Below are 16,220 nucleotides of genomic sequence, written 5' to 3'. Positions count from 1 at the left end.
TCGAGTAAGGTTGGTCACAGTTGGCGGCGAGCGGAATGGCGCCGACGCGGTCGCGGACCACGTGCCGGCGGCGACGCGATATGGTCCGACCAATCCACGGAGGAGCCTCTCCCGTGCGCATCGCGCTCTTCATCACCTGCTTCAACGACACGCTTTTCCCCCGCACAGGACAGGCCGTCGTGACCCTGCTCGAACGGCTCGGACACGAGGTGGTATTCCCACTCGAGCAGACCTGCTGCGGGCAAATGCACTTCAACTCGGGGTATCACGCCGAGGCGCTGCCGCTGGTGCAGCGCTTCGCCCGCGTCTTCGCCGAGGAGGAGCTGATCGTCTCGCCGTCGGGCTCGTGCGTCGCGATGATCCGCGACCACTATCCGCGCGTCGCGGCCGAGACCGGGGACGCGGAGCTGATCGAGCGCGTGCGGCTGCTCGGCGAGCGCACCTTCGAGCTGTCGGAGCTGCTCGTCGACAAGCTCGGCGTCGAGGACGTCGGCGCCTACTTCCCGCACCGCGTCACCTACCACCCCAGCTGTCACGCGCTGCGGATGCTGCACGTCGACGACAAGCCGCTGAAGCTGCTGCGCGCGGTGCGCGGGATCGACCTCGTCGAGCTGCCGCAGGCGGAGCAGTGCTGCGGCTTCGGCGGCACCTTCGCGATCAAGAACGCCGACACCTCGATCGCGATGCTGAGCGACAAGCTGCGCGCCGTGCTGGACACGCGCGCCGAGGTCTGCACCGCCGCCGACAACTCCTGCCTGATGCACATCGGCGGCGGGCTCTCACGCCAGCAGGCCGGCGTGAAGACCCTGCACCTGGCCGAGATCCTCGCCTCGACCGAGGGCGCGCCGCTGGGCGTGCCGCGCGTCGGTGCGGGCGACGTCGTCGAGCCAGCCGCGTCGATCGCCGTGACACGCGGATGAGCGCCTCCTGGCCCGACGTACCCGCCTTCCCGCTCGCGGCGAGAGCGGCGCTGGCCGACTCGCAGCTGCGCCGCAACCTCGGCAGAGCGACCTCGACGATCCGCGAGCGGCGCAACGGCGTCGTCGGCGAGATGCCCGACTGGGAGGGCCTGCGCGAGGCCGGCCGCGCGCTGAAGGACCGCACGCTGCGCCACCTCGACAGACACCTGCTGGAGCTGGAGGAGTCGGTCACGCGCGCCGGCGGCCACGTCCACTGGGCGCGCGACGCGGCCGAGTGCAACGCGATCGTGACGCGGCTCGTGCAGGCCAAGGGCGTCAGCGAGGTCGTCAAGGTGAAGTCGATGGCGACCGTCGAGATCGAGCTCAACGAGGCGCTGCAGGCGGCCGGCATCACGGCGCTCGAGACCGACCTCGCGGAGCTGATCGTGCAGCTCGGCAGAGACCGGCCGTCGCACATCCTCGTGCCGGCGATCCACAAGAACCGCGCCGAGATCCGCGACCTCTTCCGCCGCACGATCGGCCCCGCCGACCTGTCCGACGAGCCGAGCGAGCTGGCCGACGCCGCCCGCCGCTACCTGCGCGAGCGCTTCCTCAGAGCCAGAGTCGGGATCAGCGGCGCGAACTTCGCGGTCGCGCAGACCGGCACGATCGCGGTGCTCGAGTCCGAGGGCAACGGGCGCATGTGCACGACGCTGCCCGAGACGCTGATCACCGTCTGCGGAATCGAGAAGCTGGTGCCGCGCTGGCAGGACCTGGAGGTCTTCCTGCAGCTGCTGCCGCGTTCCTCGACGGCGGAGCGGATGAACCCGTACACCACGCTGTGGGCGGGAGCGAAGGAGGGAGACGGGCCGCGGGAGTTCCACCTCGTGCTGCTCGACAACGGCCGCACCGGCTCGCTGTCGGACGAGCTCGACCGCCAGACGCTGGCGTGCATCCGCTGCTCCGCCTGCCTCAACGTCTGCCCCGTCTACGAGCGCACCGGCGGCCACGCGTACGGCTCCGTCTACCCCGGCCCGATCGGCGCGATCCTGACGCCGCAGTTGAGCGGCATGAGAGCGGCCGGCTCGCTGCCGTTCGCCTCCTCGCTGTGCGGCGCCTGCTACGAGGTCTGCCCCGTCAAGATCGACATACCGACCGTGCTCGTGCACCTGCGCGACCGCTCCAACAGGGAGAGAGCGGCGGCCTCGCTGAGGGGCAAGCTCGACCCCGAGCGGCTCGCGCTGAAGGCGGTCGCGAAGGGCTTCGCCACGCGCGGGCGCTACGAGCGGCTGCAGAAGCTCGGCCGCCTCGGCCAGTGGCCGCTCGCGCGCAAGGGCAAGATCACGCGGCTGCCGGGCGAGCTGGGTGGCTGGACGCGCGCCCGTGATCTGATGCCGATCCCGGATCAGACGTTCCGCGAGTGGTGGATGGAGCGGGAGGCACAGAGATGACTTCGGCCAAGGACGAGATCCTCAAGCGCGTGCGCGCCGCGCTGAACGACGTGCCGGCCGGCGAGACCGCCGCCGACGTCACGGTCGCGCGCGACTACCGCCGCGTCGGCGAGCTGCCGGCCGCGGAGGCCGTCGCGCTGTTCGCGGAGAACTGCGCCGACTACCGCGCCAACGTGCGCTGCGTCGACGCCGGCGAACTGCCGGCCGCGATCGGCGCGGCGCTGACCGCGTACGGCGCCAGAACGCTCGCGATCCCGGCCGACCTGCCACACGCGTGGCGGGTCGACGGCGTCGAGTGGGTCGAGGACGGCGCGCTCTCGCACGACGCGCTCAGCGCCGTCGACGGCGTCGTCACCGGCTGCGCGGTCGCGATCGCGCAGAACGGGACGATCGTGCTCGACGGCGGTCCCGCGCAGGGCCGCCGCGCGCTGACGCTGCTGCCGGACTACCACCTCTGCGTCGTCGCGGCCGAGCAGGTCGTCGAGCTGGTCGCGGAGGGCATCGAGCGCCTCCACGACGCGGCCCGCGCGGGCCGCCCGATGACGATGATCGCCGGTCCCTCGGCGACCTCCGACATCGAGCTCAACCGCGTCGAGGGCGTCCACGGCCCGCGCACGCTGGACGTGCTGGTCGTCGGTCAGGCGGCCGCCGCGGCCTGGGCCGCGTCGTAGCGCTCCTGCAGGCCCGGGTAGAGCGTGGCGAGGTCGTTGGAGAGGACGGACTTGACCTGCTCGCTGGCCTCGTCGGCGAGGATCTCCTCGGCGCCCGCCGCGATCCCGGCGACGACGTTCGCGGCGATCTCGTGCGGGTCGCTCTTGGGATCGGTCACGCCCGCCGTCAGGTCGGTGTCGACGTAGCCGACGTGGACGCCGACGACCTGCGTGCCCTGACCGCGCAGCTGCACGCGCAGCGCGTTGGTCGCGGCCCACGCGGCCGCCTTGGAAGCGGCGTAGGTGCCCATGCCCGGGACGTGCAGCCACGAGACGACCGAGAGCATGTTGACGAGCGCGCCGCCGCCGTTGGCCTTCAGGACCGGCGCGAAGGCGCGCGCGACGTGCAGCACGCCGAAGTAGTTGACCTCCAGCTCGTCGCGCGCGGCCTCGATCGCGCCGTCGTCGAGCGCCGTCGTGCCGCGGCCGATGCCGGCGTTGGAGATCACGAGCGCGACGTCGGACGCCTGCGCGGCGGCAGCGGCGACCTGCCCCGGGTCGGTCACGTCGAGCGCGAGCGGCACGACGCGCGCGTCCTCGATGGTGACGCGCTTGGGGTCGCGTGCCGCGGCGTAGACCTTCGCTGCACCGCCGTCCAGCAGCGCGCGCACGTACGCAGCGCCGATCCCGCGATTGGCTCCGGTGACGAGTGCGACGGTTCCTTCGATCTGCATGGCTGATCCCTGGCTCGAGGATGGCGCTTGCATTTTGCAAGTGATGCCACCAGACTACACGCCCATGAGCACGCTCAGAGCCGCGCCGGCCGCCTGGGGCGAGCCGCGCACCAGAACCGTCACCTGGTACGACCCGCTCGCGACCGCCGCAGAGGGCGTCGCGCTGCCGGGCCGCGAATACCTGCAGGCGATCGCCGACGGCGTCCTGCCGCCGCCCCCGATCGCATCGCTGCTCGACTTCCGCATCACGGAGGTCGGCACCGACGAGGCCCGCTTCGCGGTCGTGCCGGACGAGTCGGCCTACAACCCGATCGGCCTCGTCCACGGCGGCCTCGTCTGCACGCTGCTGGACTCCGTCATCGGCTGCGCGGTCCACACGACGCTGCCGGCCGGCACCGGCTACACCTCGATCGAGCTGAAGGTCAGCTACGTGCGACCGATCCACGCGCGGATCGGCGAGATCCACGCCCACGGCTGGGTCACCAAGCCGGGTCGCCGCGTCGCGTTCGCCGAGGGCGACGTGCGCGACGGCGACGGCAAGCTGCTCGCAACGGCCTCCGGCAGCCTGCTGATCATGCCCGGCGGAAGCTGATCCACAAGATTGCTATATCGTGAGATACTATTCTGTGACATAGCAACTCGTCTTATAGTGAGGCATGAGATGGTCTGCTACGGTGCAGCATATGGCGCGCGAGCTGATCGACCGCGAGAGCGAAGCGGAGCTGCTGCGCCAGGCGCACGCGCAGCCGCCGAGCCTCGTCGTCGTCACCGGTCGCCGTCGGATCGGCAAGAGCTACCTGCTCTCGACGGTGCTCAACGGCGAGCGCGTCATCAGCTACCACGCCGACGAGCAGGACGAGCGCGGTCACCTCGACCTGCTCGCTGACGAGGCCGCGCACCTGCTGCCCGGCGCCCCGCCGCTGCGCTTCGCCGACTGGGACGCGGTGCTGCAGTTCTTCGCGCTGCAGTCGTACATCGCCCCCCTCACGGTGATATTCGACGAGTTCCAGTACCTCTGCGCGGCGCAGCCGGCGCTGCCGTCGATCATCCAGCGCCACTGGGACAACTGGCAGCGCGACGAGACGCCCGTCACGCTCGTGCTGTCCGGCAGCGCGCTCAGCTTCATGACCGGACTGCTCGGCCACGGCGCGCCGCTGTACGGCCGCGCGACGCAGCGCCCGTTCCTCACCGCGCTCGACTACCGTGACGCGGCGAAGTTCGTGCGCGGGACCGACGCGGAGGCGCTGCTGCGACGCTACGCCGTGCTCGGAGGGACCCCGCAGTACCAGGTGTGGGCGGGCGATCGCCGCATCGAGACGGTGCTGCGCACCGCCGTGCTGGCGAAAGGCCAACCGCTGTACGAGGATCCGCTGCACCTGCTGCGCGAGGGCGAGGGGATCCGCGATCCCGCGACCTACTTCGCGATCCTGCGCGCGATCTCGGGCGGGGCGACGCAGCACAACCAGATCGCGACGCGGATCGGAATCCCCAGCAGCAACCTCGGCGCGCGGCTCGGGCGGCTGGAGGAGCTGGGCTACGTCACCGCCTGGGCGCCGCTGTCGGCCGACGGGCTCGAGCCGCGCCGCACGAGCTACCGGATCGCCGACCCGTACTTCGGCTTCTTCTTCCGCTACGTCTTCCCCAACCGCAGCCGGCTGGAGCGCGGGCGCGTCGAAGAGGTCGCGAGAGAGGTGCTCGCCGATCTCGACGACGTGATGGGGCGTGCCTTCGAAGACGCCTGCCGCACATGGGCCGGCCGCTATGCGCAGGAGGACGAGGTCGGCCGCAGCGACGAGCTGGGCTCGTGGTGGTCGCGCGACGGCAGCGTCGAGATCGACGTCGTCGGCACGCGCAAGGGCCGCTACTCGCTGCTCGGCTCCTGCAAGTGGCGGCGCACCGTCGGCAGCGACGTGCTCGACGCCCTGCACGACGCGCAGGCCAGCCTCGGCGGCAAGGCGGCACGCGCCCGCCTGGCGCTGTTCGCGCGCAGAGGCTTCACGCCGGAGCTGAGCGCCCGCGCCGCCGACGAGCAGGTCCTGCTCGTCACCGCCGCCGACCTGTTCGCCTGAGCAGCGCAGGATCGGCGCTCTGTACGGGCGCCGAGCGTGCGCTGCTGCGCGAAACCGGGCGGTCGCTCAGCGGCCGACGCCGAGGACGTGCAGGGTGCGCGTGCCTCTGGGGAGCGGGACCGTCACGTCCTCGCCGGCGCGCGCGCCGATCAGCGCTCTCGCGACAGGCGACTCGATCGACAGTCTGCCCTCTCTCGCGCTCGCCTCGGCGGCGCCGACGAGCGTGTACTTCGTCGTCTTGCCGCTCTTCTCGTCGCGGATCTCGACGGTCGAGCCGAACGCGACGATGTCGGACTGGGCGGGCGACTCGGTGACGGTCGCCTTGAGCTGACGGTCGCGCAGCTTCAGGATGCGCGTCTCGAGGTGGGCCTGCTCCTCCTTCGCCGCGTGGTACTCGGCGTTCTCCTTGAGGTCGCCCCACTCCCGCGCGATCCGGATCCGCTCCGCGATCTCGCGGCGCGCAACGGTCTCGAGCTGTTCGAGTTCGGCGCTGAGCGCGTCGAGCCCCTCTTGGGTGATGGCATAGCCGTCTGTCATCGAAACAGTTTCGCAGGAACGGGACGGGTACCGTAGGAGGTCGCGATGCAGCTCGTCCCCGAACGCCCCAACGTCGATCTGCGAAGCGATCAGGAACGCGGCCGCATCGTCGTGCTCGCGTTCCCCTACGACAGACATCTCGTCGAGGTCGTGCGCGGGATCCCCCATCGCCGTTTCGACTGGGACACCTACGAGTGGTGGGCGCCGATCGACGACTGGGTCGCGCTGCACGTCTCCGACATCCTCAGACGCTTCCCCGAGCTGGTCCCCAGCGAGCAGGTCAGCGCGTGGCTGGACGGGATCGAGAGACGCTGGCTCGGCCACGTGCGCACCGCGCGCTACGACGGCCGCGGCTGGTGGGCGCTGCAGACGCTCGCCGGCGAGGTCCCCGCGCAGCTGCTGGAGGCCTCCGTCACGCGCGAGGAGGACGGCGCGCTGCTGGTGCCGCTGACGGAGGCCAACGCGCACCTGCTGCGCGAGCAGGAGTCGGCCAAGCTCGACGCCGCGGCCGACCGCTGTGTCTCGACGCTGGAACTGGGCGACGTGCCGCCGCCGGCCCGCCTGGTCGGCACGCACGGCGTCGAGGGCGCGCGGCTGCGCCTGGAGGTGCTGTGGGATCCGGCCGCCGGGCTCGCGTTCGACGAGCTGCCCGGCAACGAGGGCGAGCGCACGATCCCGGTCGACCCGTGGCTGCTGGAGCCGCTCGACGAATTCATCGCGCTGCACGACGTCGAGGTCACCTTCAGCGCCAGCGGCGCGCTGCGCAGGCTGCGCGAGGAGGCGGCGCAGGCGGCCGCGGCGATCCGCGCCTCGCGCGCGATCGAGGCGGACCCGATCGCCGAGGTCGCGGCCAGAATCGACGGCGAGCTGGAGCCGTTTCAGTGGGCCGGCGTGCGTTATGTCCTGGACGCGCGCCGCGCCTTCCTCGCCGACGAGCAGGGGCTCGGCAAGACCGTCGAGGCGCTCGCCGCGATCGAGGCCGACGACGCCTATCCGGCGATCGTCGTCTGCCCCGCGTCGTTGAAGCTGAATTGGGAGCGCGAGGTGCACAGATGGCTGCCGCACCGCACCGTCGCGGTGATAGAGGGCCGCCAGGCGGTCCCGCCGACGGCCGAGATCACGCTGCTCAATTACGAGATCGTCGACAATCACCGCGAGACGCTGACGCGGCTGCGCCCGCGCGCGCTCGTGCTCGACGAGGCGCACTACTGCAAGAACCCGTCGGCCAAGCGCACGCGCGCCGTGCGGCGGCTGGCGGAGTCGATGGGGCCCGACAAGCTGCGCTTGGCGCTGACCGGCACGCCGGTGCTGAACCACCCCGACGAATTGATCTCGCAGCTGCGCGTGCTCGGGCGGCTGGAGGACTTCGGCTCCGGCGCGCGCTTCAAGGCGCAGTTCCGCGGCCCGCTGACGGAGGAGCGGCTGCACTGGCACCTGCGCCGTCGCTGCTTCGTGCGGCGCCTGAAGTCGGAGGTGCTGCCGCAGCTGCCGGCCAAGCGCCAGACGGTCGTGCCGGTCGCGCTCGACAACATGCGCGAGTACCGGCTGGCGGAGGACGACGTGATCAAGTGGCTGCGCGAGCAGCCGCTGGACCTGACCGAGTTGAACGCGAGAATCGCCGCGACGCTGCGCGCCAAGCGTCTCGCGCAGCTGGGCGCGTTGCAGCGGATCGCGGCGCGCGGCAAGCTCAACGCGGCGCTGGCGTGGATCGACGACTTCCTCGCCTCGGGCGAGCCGCTCGTCGTCTTCGCCCGCCACGTCGAGGTCCAGGAGGCGGTGCTGGCGCGCTTCCCCGACGCCGCTCATCTGTTCGGCAGAGACTCGGGGCAGGCGCGAGAGGCGACGGTGCGGCGCTTCCAGGAGGACGACGGGCCGCAGCTGATCGTCGGCGCGACGCGCGTCGCCGGTCAGGGGATCACGCTCACACGCGCCTCCAACGTCGCCTTCCTGGAGCTGGAGTGGACGCCGGCGATGCACGACCAGGCGGAGGATCGCTGCCATCGCATCGGCCAGCGCGACGCCGTCACCGCCTGGTACCTGCTGGCCGCGAGAACGATCGACGAGACGATGGCACGGCTGATCCAGCGCAAGCGCGGGATCGTCTCCGCCGTCACCGACGGCCGCCGCATGGACGGCGACAGCCTCGTCGAGGAGGTCGTGCGCGAGCTGCGCGACGGCAGGCCGTTCCGTCACCTCAAAGCGGTCACGGAGCCGGCTGCCGCCACGTAGCGCTCAATTGATCAGCAGGTGCTCGGTGCCGCTCTGCCCGCGAAACGGTCCGCGAGCCACTGGACGACCTCTATCTGCGCGCCGAGCTGCGTCGTGACGTGCTCCAGCGGATATTGCGACAGCTTCGTCGTCGCGCCGAGCGCGCACCATTGTCTGTGCAGTCTCTGCTCCACCGCGACCGGGATCACCTCGTCGTAGGTACCGTGGTACTGCAGCACCGGCACGGGCGGTCTGATCGTGCCGAGGTTGTTCTCGTTCAGCGCCGCCGCGAAGCCCGGCTGCGTCGTCGGATCGACGTTGCCGATCGTGTACTCGGTCAGATGGTGAAACGCGAACAGCCCGAGCGCCGGCAACTGGCAGAGGCTGTTGAGCGTCCCGATCGCGAGTCTGCCGTAGAGCGTCAGGTATCTGTTGACGTTCAGCGCCGGATAGCCGCCGCGGAAGCCGATCGCGGTGCCGGCGAGGAAGGCGAAGAAGGCGGTCCCGTCGATGTTCGCCTTGACCGCCTGCAGGTTCGCGGGCGTGCCGCCGCCCGCGACGCCGATCAGGTTGACGTCGGGCGCGTAGGTCGGTTGCTGCTGGAGCACCCAGCCGGCCGCGCCGCCGCCCTGCGAGTAGCCCTCTATCGCGACCTGCGTTCTGGCGCTGATCGCGGCCGGCGCGATCCGCGACGCCGAGCGCAGGATGTCGAGCACCGCTCTGCCTTCGGAGATGCCGACGTTGTACTGGTGGTCGCCGGGCGTGCCGAGGCCCGGATAGTCGGTCACCGCGACCGCCCAACCTCTTCTGAGCAGGTTGGTGACGGCGAACGACTCGTCGAAGTTGCCAGCCGTCATCGAGCGCGACGGCGCGCACGAGTCGTCCCAGCCCTGCGTGCCTGAGGCGTACGCGGTCAGCGGCCGCGTGCCGGCGCCGCCCCACGGCGTGTTCGGCACCAGCACGGTGCCCGAGACGGCGATCGCGCCGCCCTGCACGTTGGTCGAGCGATACAGGACCTCGTACGCGGTCGCGTTGTTGTCGGTCGCGATCGAGGTGGTCGCGACGCGGTACCAGATCACGTCGCCGGGTCTCCCGGCCGGCAGCGGATTGGGCGGCGTGTAGAACCCGAGCCCGGGCGGCGGGTCGAGCGCGAGCGCCGGCGCGGCGGCGCAGAGTGCGGCGACGAGCGCGAGCAGCACCGTCAGCAGACCCGAGCGGGCATGCGAAAGCGACCGGCAGCGTGAGCTGTGCGGCATTGGACCTTCCCCCTTGTCCCCGGAGCAGGCCCCCATGACCCGCTCCCACACGGAAAGCTGGATCTTAGTCCAACTACGCGTGCTGTGGGAGAAAAATGGTCGATTGGGCGAGTCGGTCGATCGCCGCGTTGACCGCCTCGGGAGCCTCGATCGGCGCCATGTGGCCGACGTCCGCCACCTCGACGCGCTCGACCAGCTGCGGCAGCGCCGCCGCCATCCGCTCGACGTGCGGCGGCGGTGTGAGGCGGTCGCGCGCGCCGCCGAGCACCAGCGCCGGCACCGTCAGGTCGGCGAGCGCGTCGACGAGGTCCAGGCGCGAGAGCGTGCGGCCGAAGCCGGCCCGCACGTCGCGCCGCGTCTGCAGCACCATCTCCTGGCAGAACGCGACCTGCGCGGGCGTCGCCGACGGGGACAAAGCGACGTACTGGATCGCGCGCAGGCTCAGCGGCGAGGCTGGCGGCAGCGGTGCGGTCGCGCTCAGCACGATCCCGCCGGCGATCGCCTTCGCACGTCTGGCGCCCGACGGCAGCTTCAGGATCAGCGCCTCGTCGACGAGGCCGCCGAGGCCGGTGTTGAGCAGCGCCGCGCCGGCCGCGCGCGCCTGCAGCTCGCGCGGGAAGCGCGACGCCCACGCGACGACCGACATCGCACCGAGCGAGTGACCGACGAGCAGCGCTCTGCGGTCGCCGGGCAGCGCGGCCTCGAGCACCGCCTGCAGATCCTCCGCGAGCGCGTCCGTCGAGAAGTCCGCGTCGACCGGGTCCCCGCTGTCGCCGTGGCCGCGCAGGTCGTACGTGACGATCCGGTGGCGATCGGCGAGCGCGTGCAGCTGCAGCGTCCAGAAGCGGCGCGCGCAGGTCCAACCGTGCACGAGCACCAACGGCGGCGCGTCGGCGGGGCCGAACAGCTCCGCCCGCAGCCGCGTGCCGTCGCGCGAGACGACGTCGAGCTGCTCGCCGCTGGGTATGTCGAACAGCAACTCGTGGTTGGGATCGCGCTCGATCCGCCGCAGGTCGCGCTGCCGCGCCGCCTCCCACACGGCGACGGTCGCCCCGACGCCGAGCAGCGCGCCGGCCTCGACCCGGCGACGGGCGCCGCGCGCGCTCTTCCCGTTGCCCGCCACCCTGCCGCTCTTGCCGCGCGCGCTCATCTCGTCCAGCATGGCATCACGCCCCGCCGCCGCTGTGCGCCGGCCGCGGCACGCTCGTGCGCGGCGCGGGCGGGCGCGCCGCCTCGGTCGCGGTCGCGGTCCCGTCCGGCGGCTCCTCCGCCGCCGCCGACAGCCGCCGCAGCGCCCATGCCATCAGCGCCAGCAGCGTCAACGTGATCAGGCCGACGACGGCGTAGGCGACGCCCCACAGCCAGCCGGCCGCCGCCTTCTGCTCGCGCTGCAGCAGCGTGTGGTCGGCGACGAAGGTGCGCTCGAACGCGGCCGGCGCCGGCACCTCGGGCGCGGGGATCGCGCGGTCCTCGGGCAGGTAGATCGGGACGCCGCTGAGCGTGTTGCCGCGCTGCATGCGGATCAGCGCCTTCCAGTCGCCGTGCACCGGGATCGGCCGCGTCGTGCGGTACACGCCCTCGCGCACGCGCTCCAACCGGTCGACGACGAAGCCGCCGCCCTGCCACGCGGTCGCGGTCAGCCACTCAGCGCCGTCTGCGGCGTCGCGCGGCGTCAGGCGGACGGTCGCCATGACCTCGCGGTTGGGAGCCTGCACATCCGTCAGCGTCACCGCCGCGCGCACGCCCTGCACCGGCGGCTTGTAGAGCGCGATCCCGATCAGCGCCGCGACGCCGACGGCGCCGGTCAGCGCGGCGACGTCGAGGCGGCGGTCGTGCGGGCGGCGCTCGAGCGCGAGCCGGTCGCCGATCCAGGCGCCGATCAACGACCCGGCGAGCGCGCTCGCGAAGCCGAACAGCAGCGCCTCGGGCAGCAGTTGCGACGGCCACGGCAGCGGCATCCAGACGTGGCTCCAGCCCCACTCGGCCGCCAGCCCGACGGTGCCGATCCCGACGCCGGTCAGCAGCCCGAAGCGCAGCGGCCGGCGCGTGCTGCCGGGCAGCAGCGCGACGGCCTCGACGACGAGCGCGGAGGCGAGGTAGAGCGGAAAGCGCGGCGTCGTCTCACCGAGCACCGGCCCGACGACGAGCGCCAGCAGGCCGCGCACCAGCAGGAAGAACGCGACCGCGCCGAGCGCCGCGCCGCGGCCCGCCCAGATGCGCACCGCGACGAGCCCGGCGCCGGCCGCGAGCATGATCAGCAGCGGCGCGAAGACGAAGCGGAACTGCGGCACGCCGAAGTCGAACTCGGCCTGGAAGGTCGACAGCCCGAGCAGGAAGGCGCCGCACAGCGCGACGCGACGGGCGAGGAGGATCCAGGCCGGCTCGGCACGCAGCATCGGCGCTCGCGTGAGGGTGGCCGTGTCGTGGATGCGAGACGGCTCCCTCACGCGGCCGCCGGACCGTTGCCCCTCCACCAGCAGCACCGCCATCCCCAGCAGCGTCAGCGACGCGCCGCCGATCAGCATCAGGTGCGTCGGGCCCCACAGCGTCACGTCCTGGCCGAAGAGGCGGTGCCAGACGTCGTCGAGCGGGAAGCCCATCAGCGCGAAGCCCGCGGAGGCGCACATCAGCAGACCGCCGAGCGGCGCCCACCACTCCTCGCCGATCTTGATCGAGGAGGCGCTCGGCTTGCCGTGCGGCAGCACGATCGCGATCACGCCCGCGGCGAAGATCCCGAACAGGCCGCCGAGGATGAAGTAGTGAGCGGGATTCGCCAACGGCCCCTCGTCGCGCCCGACGTCGATGTGCAGCGAGATGTCCCAGTACATGCCGAAGACGGCCAGCAGCAGCGAGACGCCCGCGATCGCGGACGGCAGCGCGACCCAGCCGGGCAGCCCGGAGCGGCGCTCGGCGAAGCCGGCGAGCCGGCCCAGCAGCGCGACGCGTCCGGCGCGGTGGCCGAGCCCGAAGACGAGCAGGGCGACGGTGAGGACGAGCGCGGCGGACGAGGCGAGCACGATCTCGCCGATGGCCGCGCCGCCGGCTGGCTCTTCGATGACGGCGAACATCCCGCAATGCTACACGGATCCATGTCACACCAAACTGTGCGATCAACCACACGTGTGGCACACCCCACCGATGAGGGCAGGTTTGGTGTCGTCACACGACACCAAACCTGCCCTCATCGCTGACGCGCCAGCTCAGGCGGGGGCGGGGACCCTCGGCGCCACCGCCACCGTCAGAGGCTTGCCCTCGACCTCGACCCGGTCGCCGCCGTCGGCGTAGACGACGGTCGTCGCGAGCGTCTCGCTCGCGACGTAGCGCTCGTGCTCGCGACAGGCGACCAGCAGCTCCTCGCTGCCGCCGAGGCGCAGCTCGATCCGGTCGGTCACCGCGACGCCGGCGTCTCTGCGCTTCGCCTGCACGACGCGGACGATCTCGCGCGCAAGGCCCTCGCGCACGAGCGGCTCGTCGAGGCGCGTGTCGATCGCGACGACGAGGCCGAGCCCGCCGCCGCGCGAGGACAGCACGAGCCCCTCGCGCGGGACGCGGCGCACGACGAGGTCGTTCTCCGCCAGCGCGTAGGTGCGCGGCGGGTCGAGCAGATCGCCCGGGTCGCCGACGCGCACGGTCAGGACGCCGTGCTCGCGCAGCGCGCGAAGCGCCTCGTCGCCGTCGCGCGTGCGCAGCGAGGTGACGATCGCGCCCATGTCGCGCCCGCAGCGCGGGCCGAGCCGCTGCAGGTTCGGCAGCACCAGCGGCCGCTCCAGCGCCAGCTCGTCGGCGACGACCTCGACCGACTTGACGTTCAGCTCGGTGCAGATCAGCCGGCTCATCCGCTCGACCGCGGCGCTGCCGCGTCTGTCGGCGGTGCAGACGATCACGCGCCCGAGCGGCTGGCGCACCTTCAGCTTCGATCTCGCGCGCGCGTCGCGACCGAGGCCGATCGCCTCGCGCGCCCAGCTCATGTCGGTCTCCAGCCGTCTGTCGACCAGTCGCGCGGAGGCGACCGGGTAGTCGCACAGGTGGACCGATCTCGGCTCGGCGCGGAAGACGCCGTTGACGCCGCCGACGAGGTTCTCGTACAGCTCCTCGCACGCGAACGGCAGCGCGGGCGCCAGCAGCTTGACCGTCGTCAGCAGGCACTCGCGCAGCGTCGCCAGCGCCGGGCCGGCCGTCTCGCTGTCCCAGAAGCGCGGGCGCGACAGCCGCACGTACCAGTTGGAGAGGTCGTCGAGCCACTGCAGCGCGACCTGCGTCGCGCCGTGCGCGTCGAAGGCGTCGGCGCGCTCGCGCATCTCCGTCACGACGCCCTGCAGCCGCGACAACACCCAGCGATCCATCTCCGAGCGCCGCGCGACCGGCGGCGCGGCGGCCGCCGCGCGCGCGTCGAAGCGCTCGATGTTCGCGTACAGGACGTAGAAGGAGTACGTCTGCCACAGCGGCATCAGCACCTGCTTGACCGCCTCCTCGACCGCATCTCTGGAGAAGCGGTAACCGGCCCACGGCTGCTGCGAGGCGAGGTAGTACCAGCGGAACGCGTCGGCGCCGTGGCGCTCCAGCACGTCCCACGGGTCGACCGCGTTGCCTCTGCTCTTGGACATCTTGTGGCCGTCTCTGTCCTGCACGTGGCCGACGCAGACCGCCGTCTGGAACGGGATGTCGTCGAACAGCAGCGTCGAGACCGCCAGCGAGGTGTAGAACCAGCCGCGCGTCTGGTCGATCCCCTCGCATATGAACGACGGCGGGAACTGCGCTCTGAACTCGTCCACGCCCTCGAACGGGTAGTGGAACTGCGCGAACGGCATGCAGGCGGAGTCGTACCAGGTGTCGATCGTCGCTCTGACGCGTCGCATCGAACCGTCGCAGCCGTCGACCGCGCAGCCCCACGTGACCTCGTCGATGTACGGCCGGTGGAGGTCTCTCGGCAGCTCGCCGGCCAGCTCTCTCAGCTCCTCCACGGAGCCGACGCAGTGGCGCGCGTCGCACGTCGGCGAGGAGCAGACCCAGATCGGCAGCGGCGTGCCCCAGTAGCGGTCGCGCGACAACGCCCAGTCGACGTTGCCCTGCAGCCAGTTGCCGAAGCGGCCGTCGCGCACGTGCTCGGGGCGCCAGTCGATCCGCCGGTTCTGCTCCAGCATCGAGTGGCGCTGGTCGCGCGTGGCGATGTACCAGCTCTCCTTCGCGTAGTAGAGGAGCTTGGAGTCGCAGCGCCAGCAGTGCGGATAGGAGTGCGTGTAGTGCGCCGCCTCCAGCAGCTTGCCGGCGGCGCGCAGCGACTCCACCACTCTCGGCGTCGCGTCGCCGACGAACTCGCCCTCCCAGCCCTCGATCCGCTCGTCGTAGGTGCCGTCGGCGCGGACGGGGTTGACGAGCGGGATGCCGTGGCGCTCGCAGAGGACGAAGTCCTCCTCGCCGAACGCCATCGCGGTGTGGACGAGGCCGGTGCCCTTGTCGAGCGTGACGTGCTCGGCCGCGAGCACGGAGTGGCTGCGCGGCCCGTGGTCGGGCAGGTGCGGGAACGGCGGCTCGTACCTGGCGTCGACGATCGTGCGACCGGGGAAGCGGTCCAGCACCTCGACGCCCTCGCTGCCGAGCGTCGCCTCGACGCGCTCCTCCGCCAGCACGTAGACCTCGCCGTCGCGGCGGACGCGCACGTAGCGCACGTCCGGGTCGATCGCGACCGCGCAGTTGGCGAACAGCGTCCACGGCTGCGTCGTCCAGATCAGGAACGCGTCGCCCTCGCGCAGCGGGCCGCGCCGCTCGGTCACCGGCAGCTTGACCGTCGCGGTCAGGTCGTCGGTGTCGTGGTAGCCCATCGCGGTCTCGTGCGAGGAGAGCGCGGTGCCGCAGCGCGGGCAGTACGGGACGACCTTGTGACCCTCGTAGATCAGGCCTCTGTCCCACAGCTCGTGCAGCGACCACCAGACCGACTCGATGTATTCCGGCGTGCCCGTGCGGAAGGCGCCCTCGAGGTCGATCCAGAAACCGACGCGCTCGGTCATCTTCTCCCACGCGCCGATGTAGTGGTCGTTGGACTCGCGGCAGCGCTCGTTGAACTTCGCGATCCCGTACTCCTCGATCTCCCGCTTGGAGTCGAAGCCGAGCTGCTTCTCGACCTCCAGCTCGACCGGCAGCCCGTGGCAGTCCCAGCCGGCCTTGCGCGGCACGTCGAACCCGCACATCGTGCGGTAGCGCATGTAGAAGTCCTTGAACGAGCGCAGCAGCACGTGGTGGGAACCGGGGTTGCCGTTCGCGGTCGGCGGGCCTTCGATGAAGCTGAAGACGGGGCCGCCCTCGCGTTGCGCGAGCGCCCGCTGGAACGTGCGTTCCTCGCGCCAGCGGTCCAGCACCCGCTGCTCGATCTGCGGGAAGTCGGGTCGCTTGTCGACCGGCCGGTGCGGCTCGCGCATGTG

12 protein-coding genes are annotated in these 16,220 nt (G+C 71.8%); 6 read left to right on the top strand and 6 right to left on the bottom strand.

Annotation, left to right across the window (positions count from 1 at the left end):
* Nucleotides 1-113: 113 nt before the first annotated feature.
* The 3 genes from Q7L65_RS23430 to Q7L65_RS23420 are packed head-to-tail and all read left to right on the top strand — an operon-like array spanning nt 114 to nt 3,021.
* Nucleotides 114-920, top strand: a complete 807-nt coding sequence (locus tag Q7L65_RS23430; RefSeq protein WP_304725025.1) for a (Fe-S)-binding protein — start codon at nt 114-116, stop codon at nt 918-920.
* Complete coding sequence (locus tag Q7L65_RS23425; protein WP_304725024.1) at nt 917-2,350, top strand: LutB/LldF family L-lactate oxidation iron-sulfur protein; 1,434 nt, start codon at nt 917-919, stop codon at nt 2,348-2,350. Before Q7L65_RS23430 ends, Q7L65_RS23425 begins: the two co-directional genes overlap by 4 nt.
* The gene (locus tag Q7L65_RS23420; RefSeq protein ID WP_304725023.1) at nt 2,347-3,021 is read left to right on the top strand and encodes a lactate utilization protein C; all 675 of its coding nucleotides are present in this window, start codon (nt 2,347-2,349) and stop codon (nt 3,019-3,021) included. The genes Q7L65_RS23425 and Q7L65_RS23420 overlap by 4 nt, the downstream gene beginning before the upstream one ends.
* Here Q7L65_RS23420 and Q7L65_RS23415 read toward each other — a convergent pair.
* A complete protein-coding gene (locus tag Q7L65_RS23415; protein WP_304725021.1) occupies nt 2,988-3,734 on the bottom strand; it encodes an SDR family oxidoreductase in 747 nt (248 codons plus the stop codon). The two genes, Q7L65_RS23420 and Q7L65_RS23415, sit on opposite strands and share 34 nt — an antisense overlap.
* 64 nt (nt 3,735-3,798) lie before the next feature.
* On the opposite strand from Q7L65_RS23415, the gene Q7L65_RS23410 reads away from it, so the two are divergent.
* Both Q7L65_RS23410 and Q7L65_RS23405 read left to right on the top strand, forming a co-directional pair.
* Complete coding sequence (locus tag Q7L65_RS23410) at nt 3,799-4,326, top strand: PaaI family thioesterase (RefSeq protein WP_304725019.1); 528 nt, start codon at nt 3,799-3,801, stop codon at nt 4,324-4,326.
* Nucleotides 4,327-4,417: 91 nt separating this feature from the next.
* Nucleotides 4,418-5,803, top strand: a complete 1,386-nt coding sequence (locus Q7L65_RS23405; RefSeq protein ID WP_304725016.1) for an ATP-binding protein — start codon at nt 4,418-4,420, stop codon at nt 5,801-5,803.
* Nucleotides 5,804-5,869: 66 nt separating this feature from the next.
* Here the strand turns inward: Q7L65_RS23405 and greA are convergent, their stop codons facing one another.
* Complete coding sequence (greA, locus tag Q7L65_RS23400) at nt 5,870-6,340, bottom strand: transcription elongation factor GreA (RefSeq protein WP_304725015.1); 471 nt, start codon at nt 6,338-6,340, stop codon at nt 5,870-5,872.
* Nucleotides 6,341-6,385: 45 nt separating this feature from the next.
* Between greA and Q7L65_RS23395 the strand changes: the two genes are divergently transcribed.
* Nucleotides 6,386-8,569, top strand: a complete 2,184-nt coding sequence (locus Q7L65_RS23395; RefSeq protein WP_304725013.1) for a DEAD/DEAH box helicase — start codon at nt 6,386-6,388, stop codon at nt 8,567-8,569.
* An 11-nt stretch (nt 8,570-8,580) separates the two neighbouring features.
* Here Q7L65_RS23395 and Q7L65_RS23390 read toward each other — a convergent pair whose 3' ends face one another.
* The 4 genes from Q7L65_RS23390 to ileS all read right to left on the bottom strand — a co-directional run bounded on the left by Q7L65_RS23390 (nt 8,581) and on the right by ileS (nt 16,217).
* Nucleotides 8,581-9,804 carry a lipase family protein gene (locus Q7L65_RS23390; protein ID WP_304725011.1) on the bottom strand — a complete coding sequence of 408 codons (1,224 nt, stop codon included), beginning with the start codon at nt 9,802-9,804 and terminating at the stop codon, nt 8,581-8,583.
* 73 nt (nt 9,805-9,877) lie between these two features.
* Nucleotides 9,878-10,954, bottom strand: coding sequence for an alpha/beta fold hydrolase (locus tag Q7L65_RS23385; protein WP_304725009.1), 1,077 nt, complete (start codon nt 10,952-10,954; stop codon nt 9,878-9,880).
* A 16-nt stretch (nt 10,955-10,970) separates the two neighbouring features.
* Nucleotides 10,971-12,872 carry a hypothetical protein gene (locus Q7L65_RS23380; RefSeq protein ID WP_304725007.1) on the bottom strand — a complete coding sequence of 634 codons (1,902 nt, stop codon included), beginning with the start codon at nt 12,870-12,872 and terminating at the stop codon, nt 10,971-10,973.
* Between the two features lie 132 nt (nt 12,873-13,004).
* Nucleotides 13,005-16,217, bottom strand: a complete 3,213-nt coding sequence (gene ileS / locus Q7L65_RS23375; RefSeq protein ID WP_304725005.1) for an isoleucine--tRNA ligase — start codon at nt 16,215-16,217, stop codon at nt 13,005-13,007.
* Nucleotides 16,218-16,220: the final 3 nt, after the last annotated feature.

Source organism: Conexibacter sp. CPCC 206217 (genome assembly GCF_030646165.1).
Taxonomy (GTDB): Bacteria; Actinomycetota; Thermoleophilia; order Solirubrobacterales; family Solirubrobacteraceae; genus Conexibacter.
The sequence above is the reverse complement of the archived record's forward strand: the minus strand, read 5'-3'. Positions and strand labels throughout refer to the sequence as shown.

What these genes read in the sequence shown, in the direction of transcription:
- Q7L65_RS23425 (WP_304725024.1), top strand. Translation starts at nt 917, where the DNA reads ATGAGCGCCTCCTGGCCCGACGTACCCGCCTTCCCGCTCGCGGCGAGA.
- Q7L65_RS23420 (WP_304725023.1), top strand. Translation starts at nt 2,347, where the DNA reads ATGACTTCGGCCAAGGACGAGATCCTCAAGCGCGTGCGCGCCGCGCTG.
- Q7L65_RS23415 (WP_304725021.1), bottom strand. Translation starts at nt 3,734, where the DNA reads ATGCAGATCGAAGGAACCGTCGCACTCGTCACCGGAGCCAATCGCGGG.
- Q7L65_RS23410 (WP_304725019.1), top strand. Translation starts at nt 3,799, where the DNA reads ATGAGCACGCTCAGAGCCGCGCCGGCCGCCTGGGGCGAGCCGCGCACC.
- Q7L65_RS23405 (WP_304725016.1), top strand. Translation starts at nt 4,418, where the DNA reads ATGGCGCGCGAGCTGATCGACCGCGAGAGCGAAGCGGAGCTGCTGCGC.
- greA (WP_304725015.1), bottom strand. Translation starts at nt 6,340, where the DNA reads ATGACAGACGGCTATGCCATCACCCAAGAGGGGCTCGACGCGCTCAGC.
- Q7L65_RS23395 (WP_304725013.1), top strand. Translation starts at nt 6,386, where the DNA reads ATGCAGCTCGTCCCCGAACGCCCCAACGTCGATCTGCGAAGCGATCAG.
- Q7L65_RS23390 (WP_304725011.1), bottom strand. Translation starts at nt 9,804, where the DNA reads ATGCCGCACAGCTCACGCTGCCGGTCGCTTTCGCATGCCCGCTCGGGT.
- Q7L65_RS23385 (WP_304725009.1), bottom strand. Translation starts at nt 10,954, where the DNA reads ATGAGCGCGCGCGGCAAGAGCGGCAGGGTGGCGGGCAACGGGAAGAGC.
- Q7L65_RS23380 (WP_304725007.1), bottom strand. Translation starts at nt 12,872, where the DNA reads ATGTTCGCCGTCATCGAAGAGCCAGCCGGCGGCGCGGCCATCGGCGAG.
- ileS (WP_304725005.1), bottom strand. Translation starts at nt 16,217, where the DNA reads ATGCGCGAGCCGCACCGGCCGGTCGACAAGCGACCCGACTTCCCGCAG.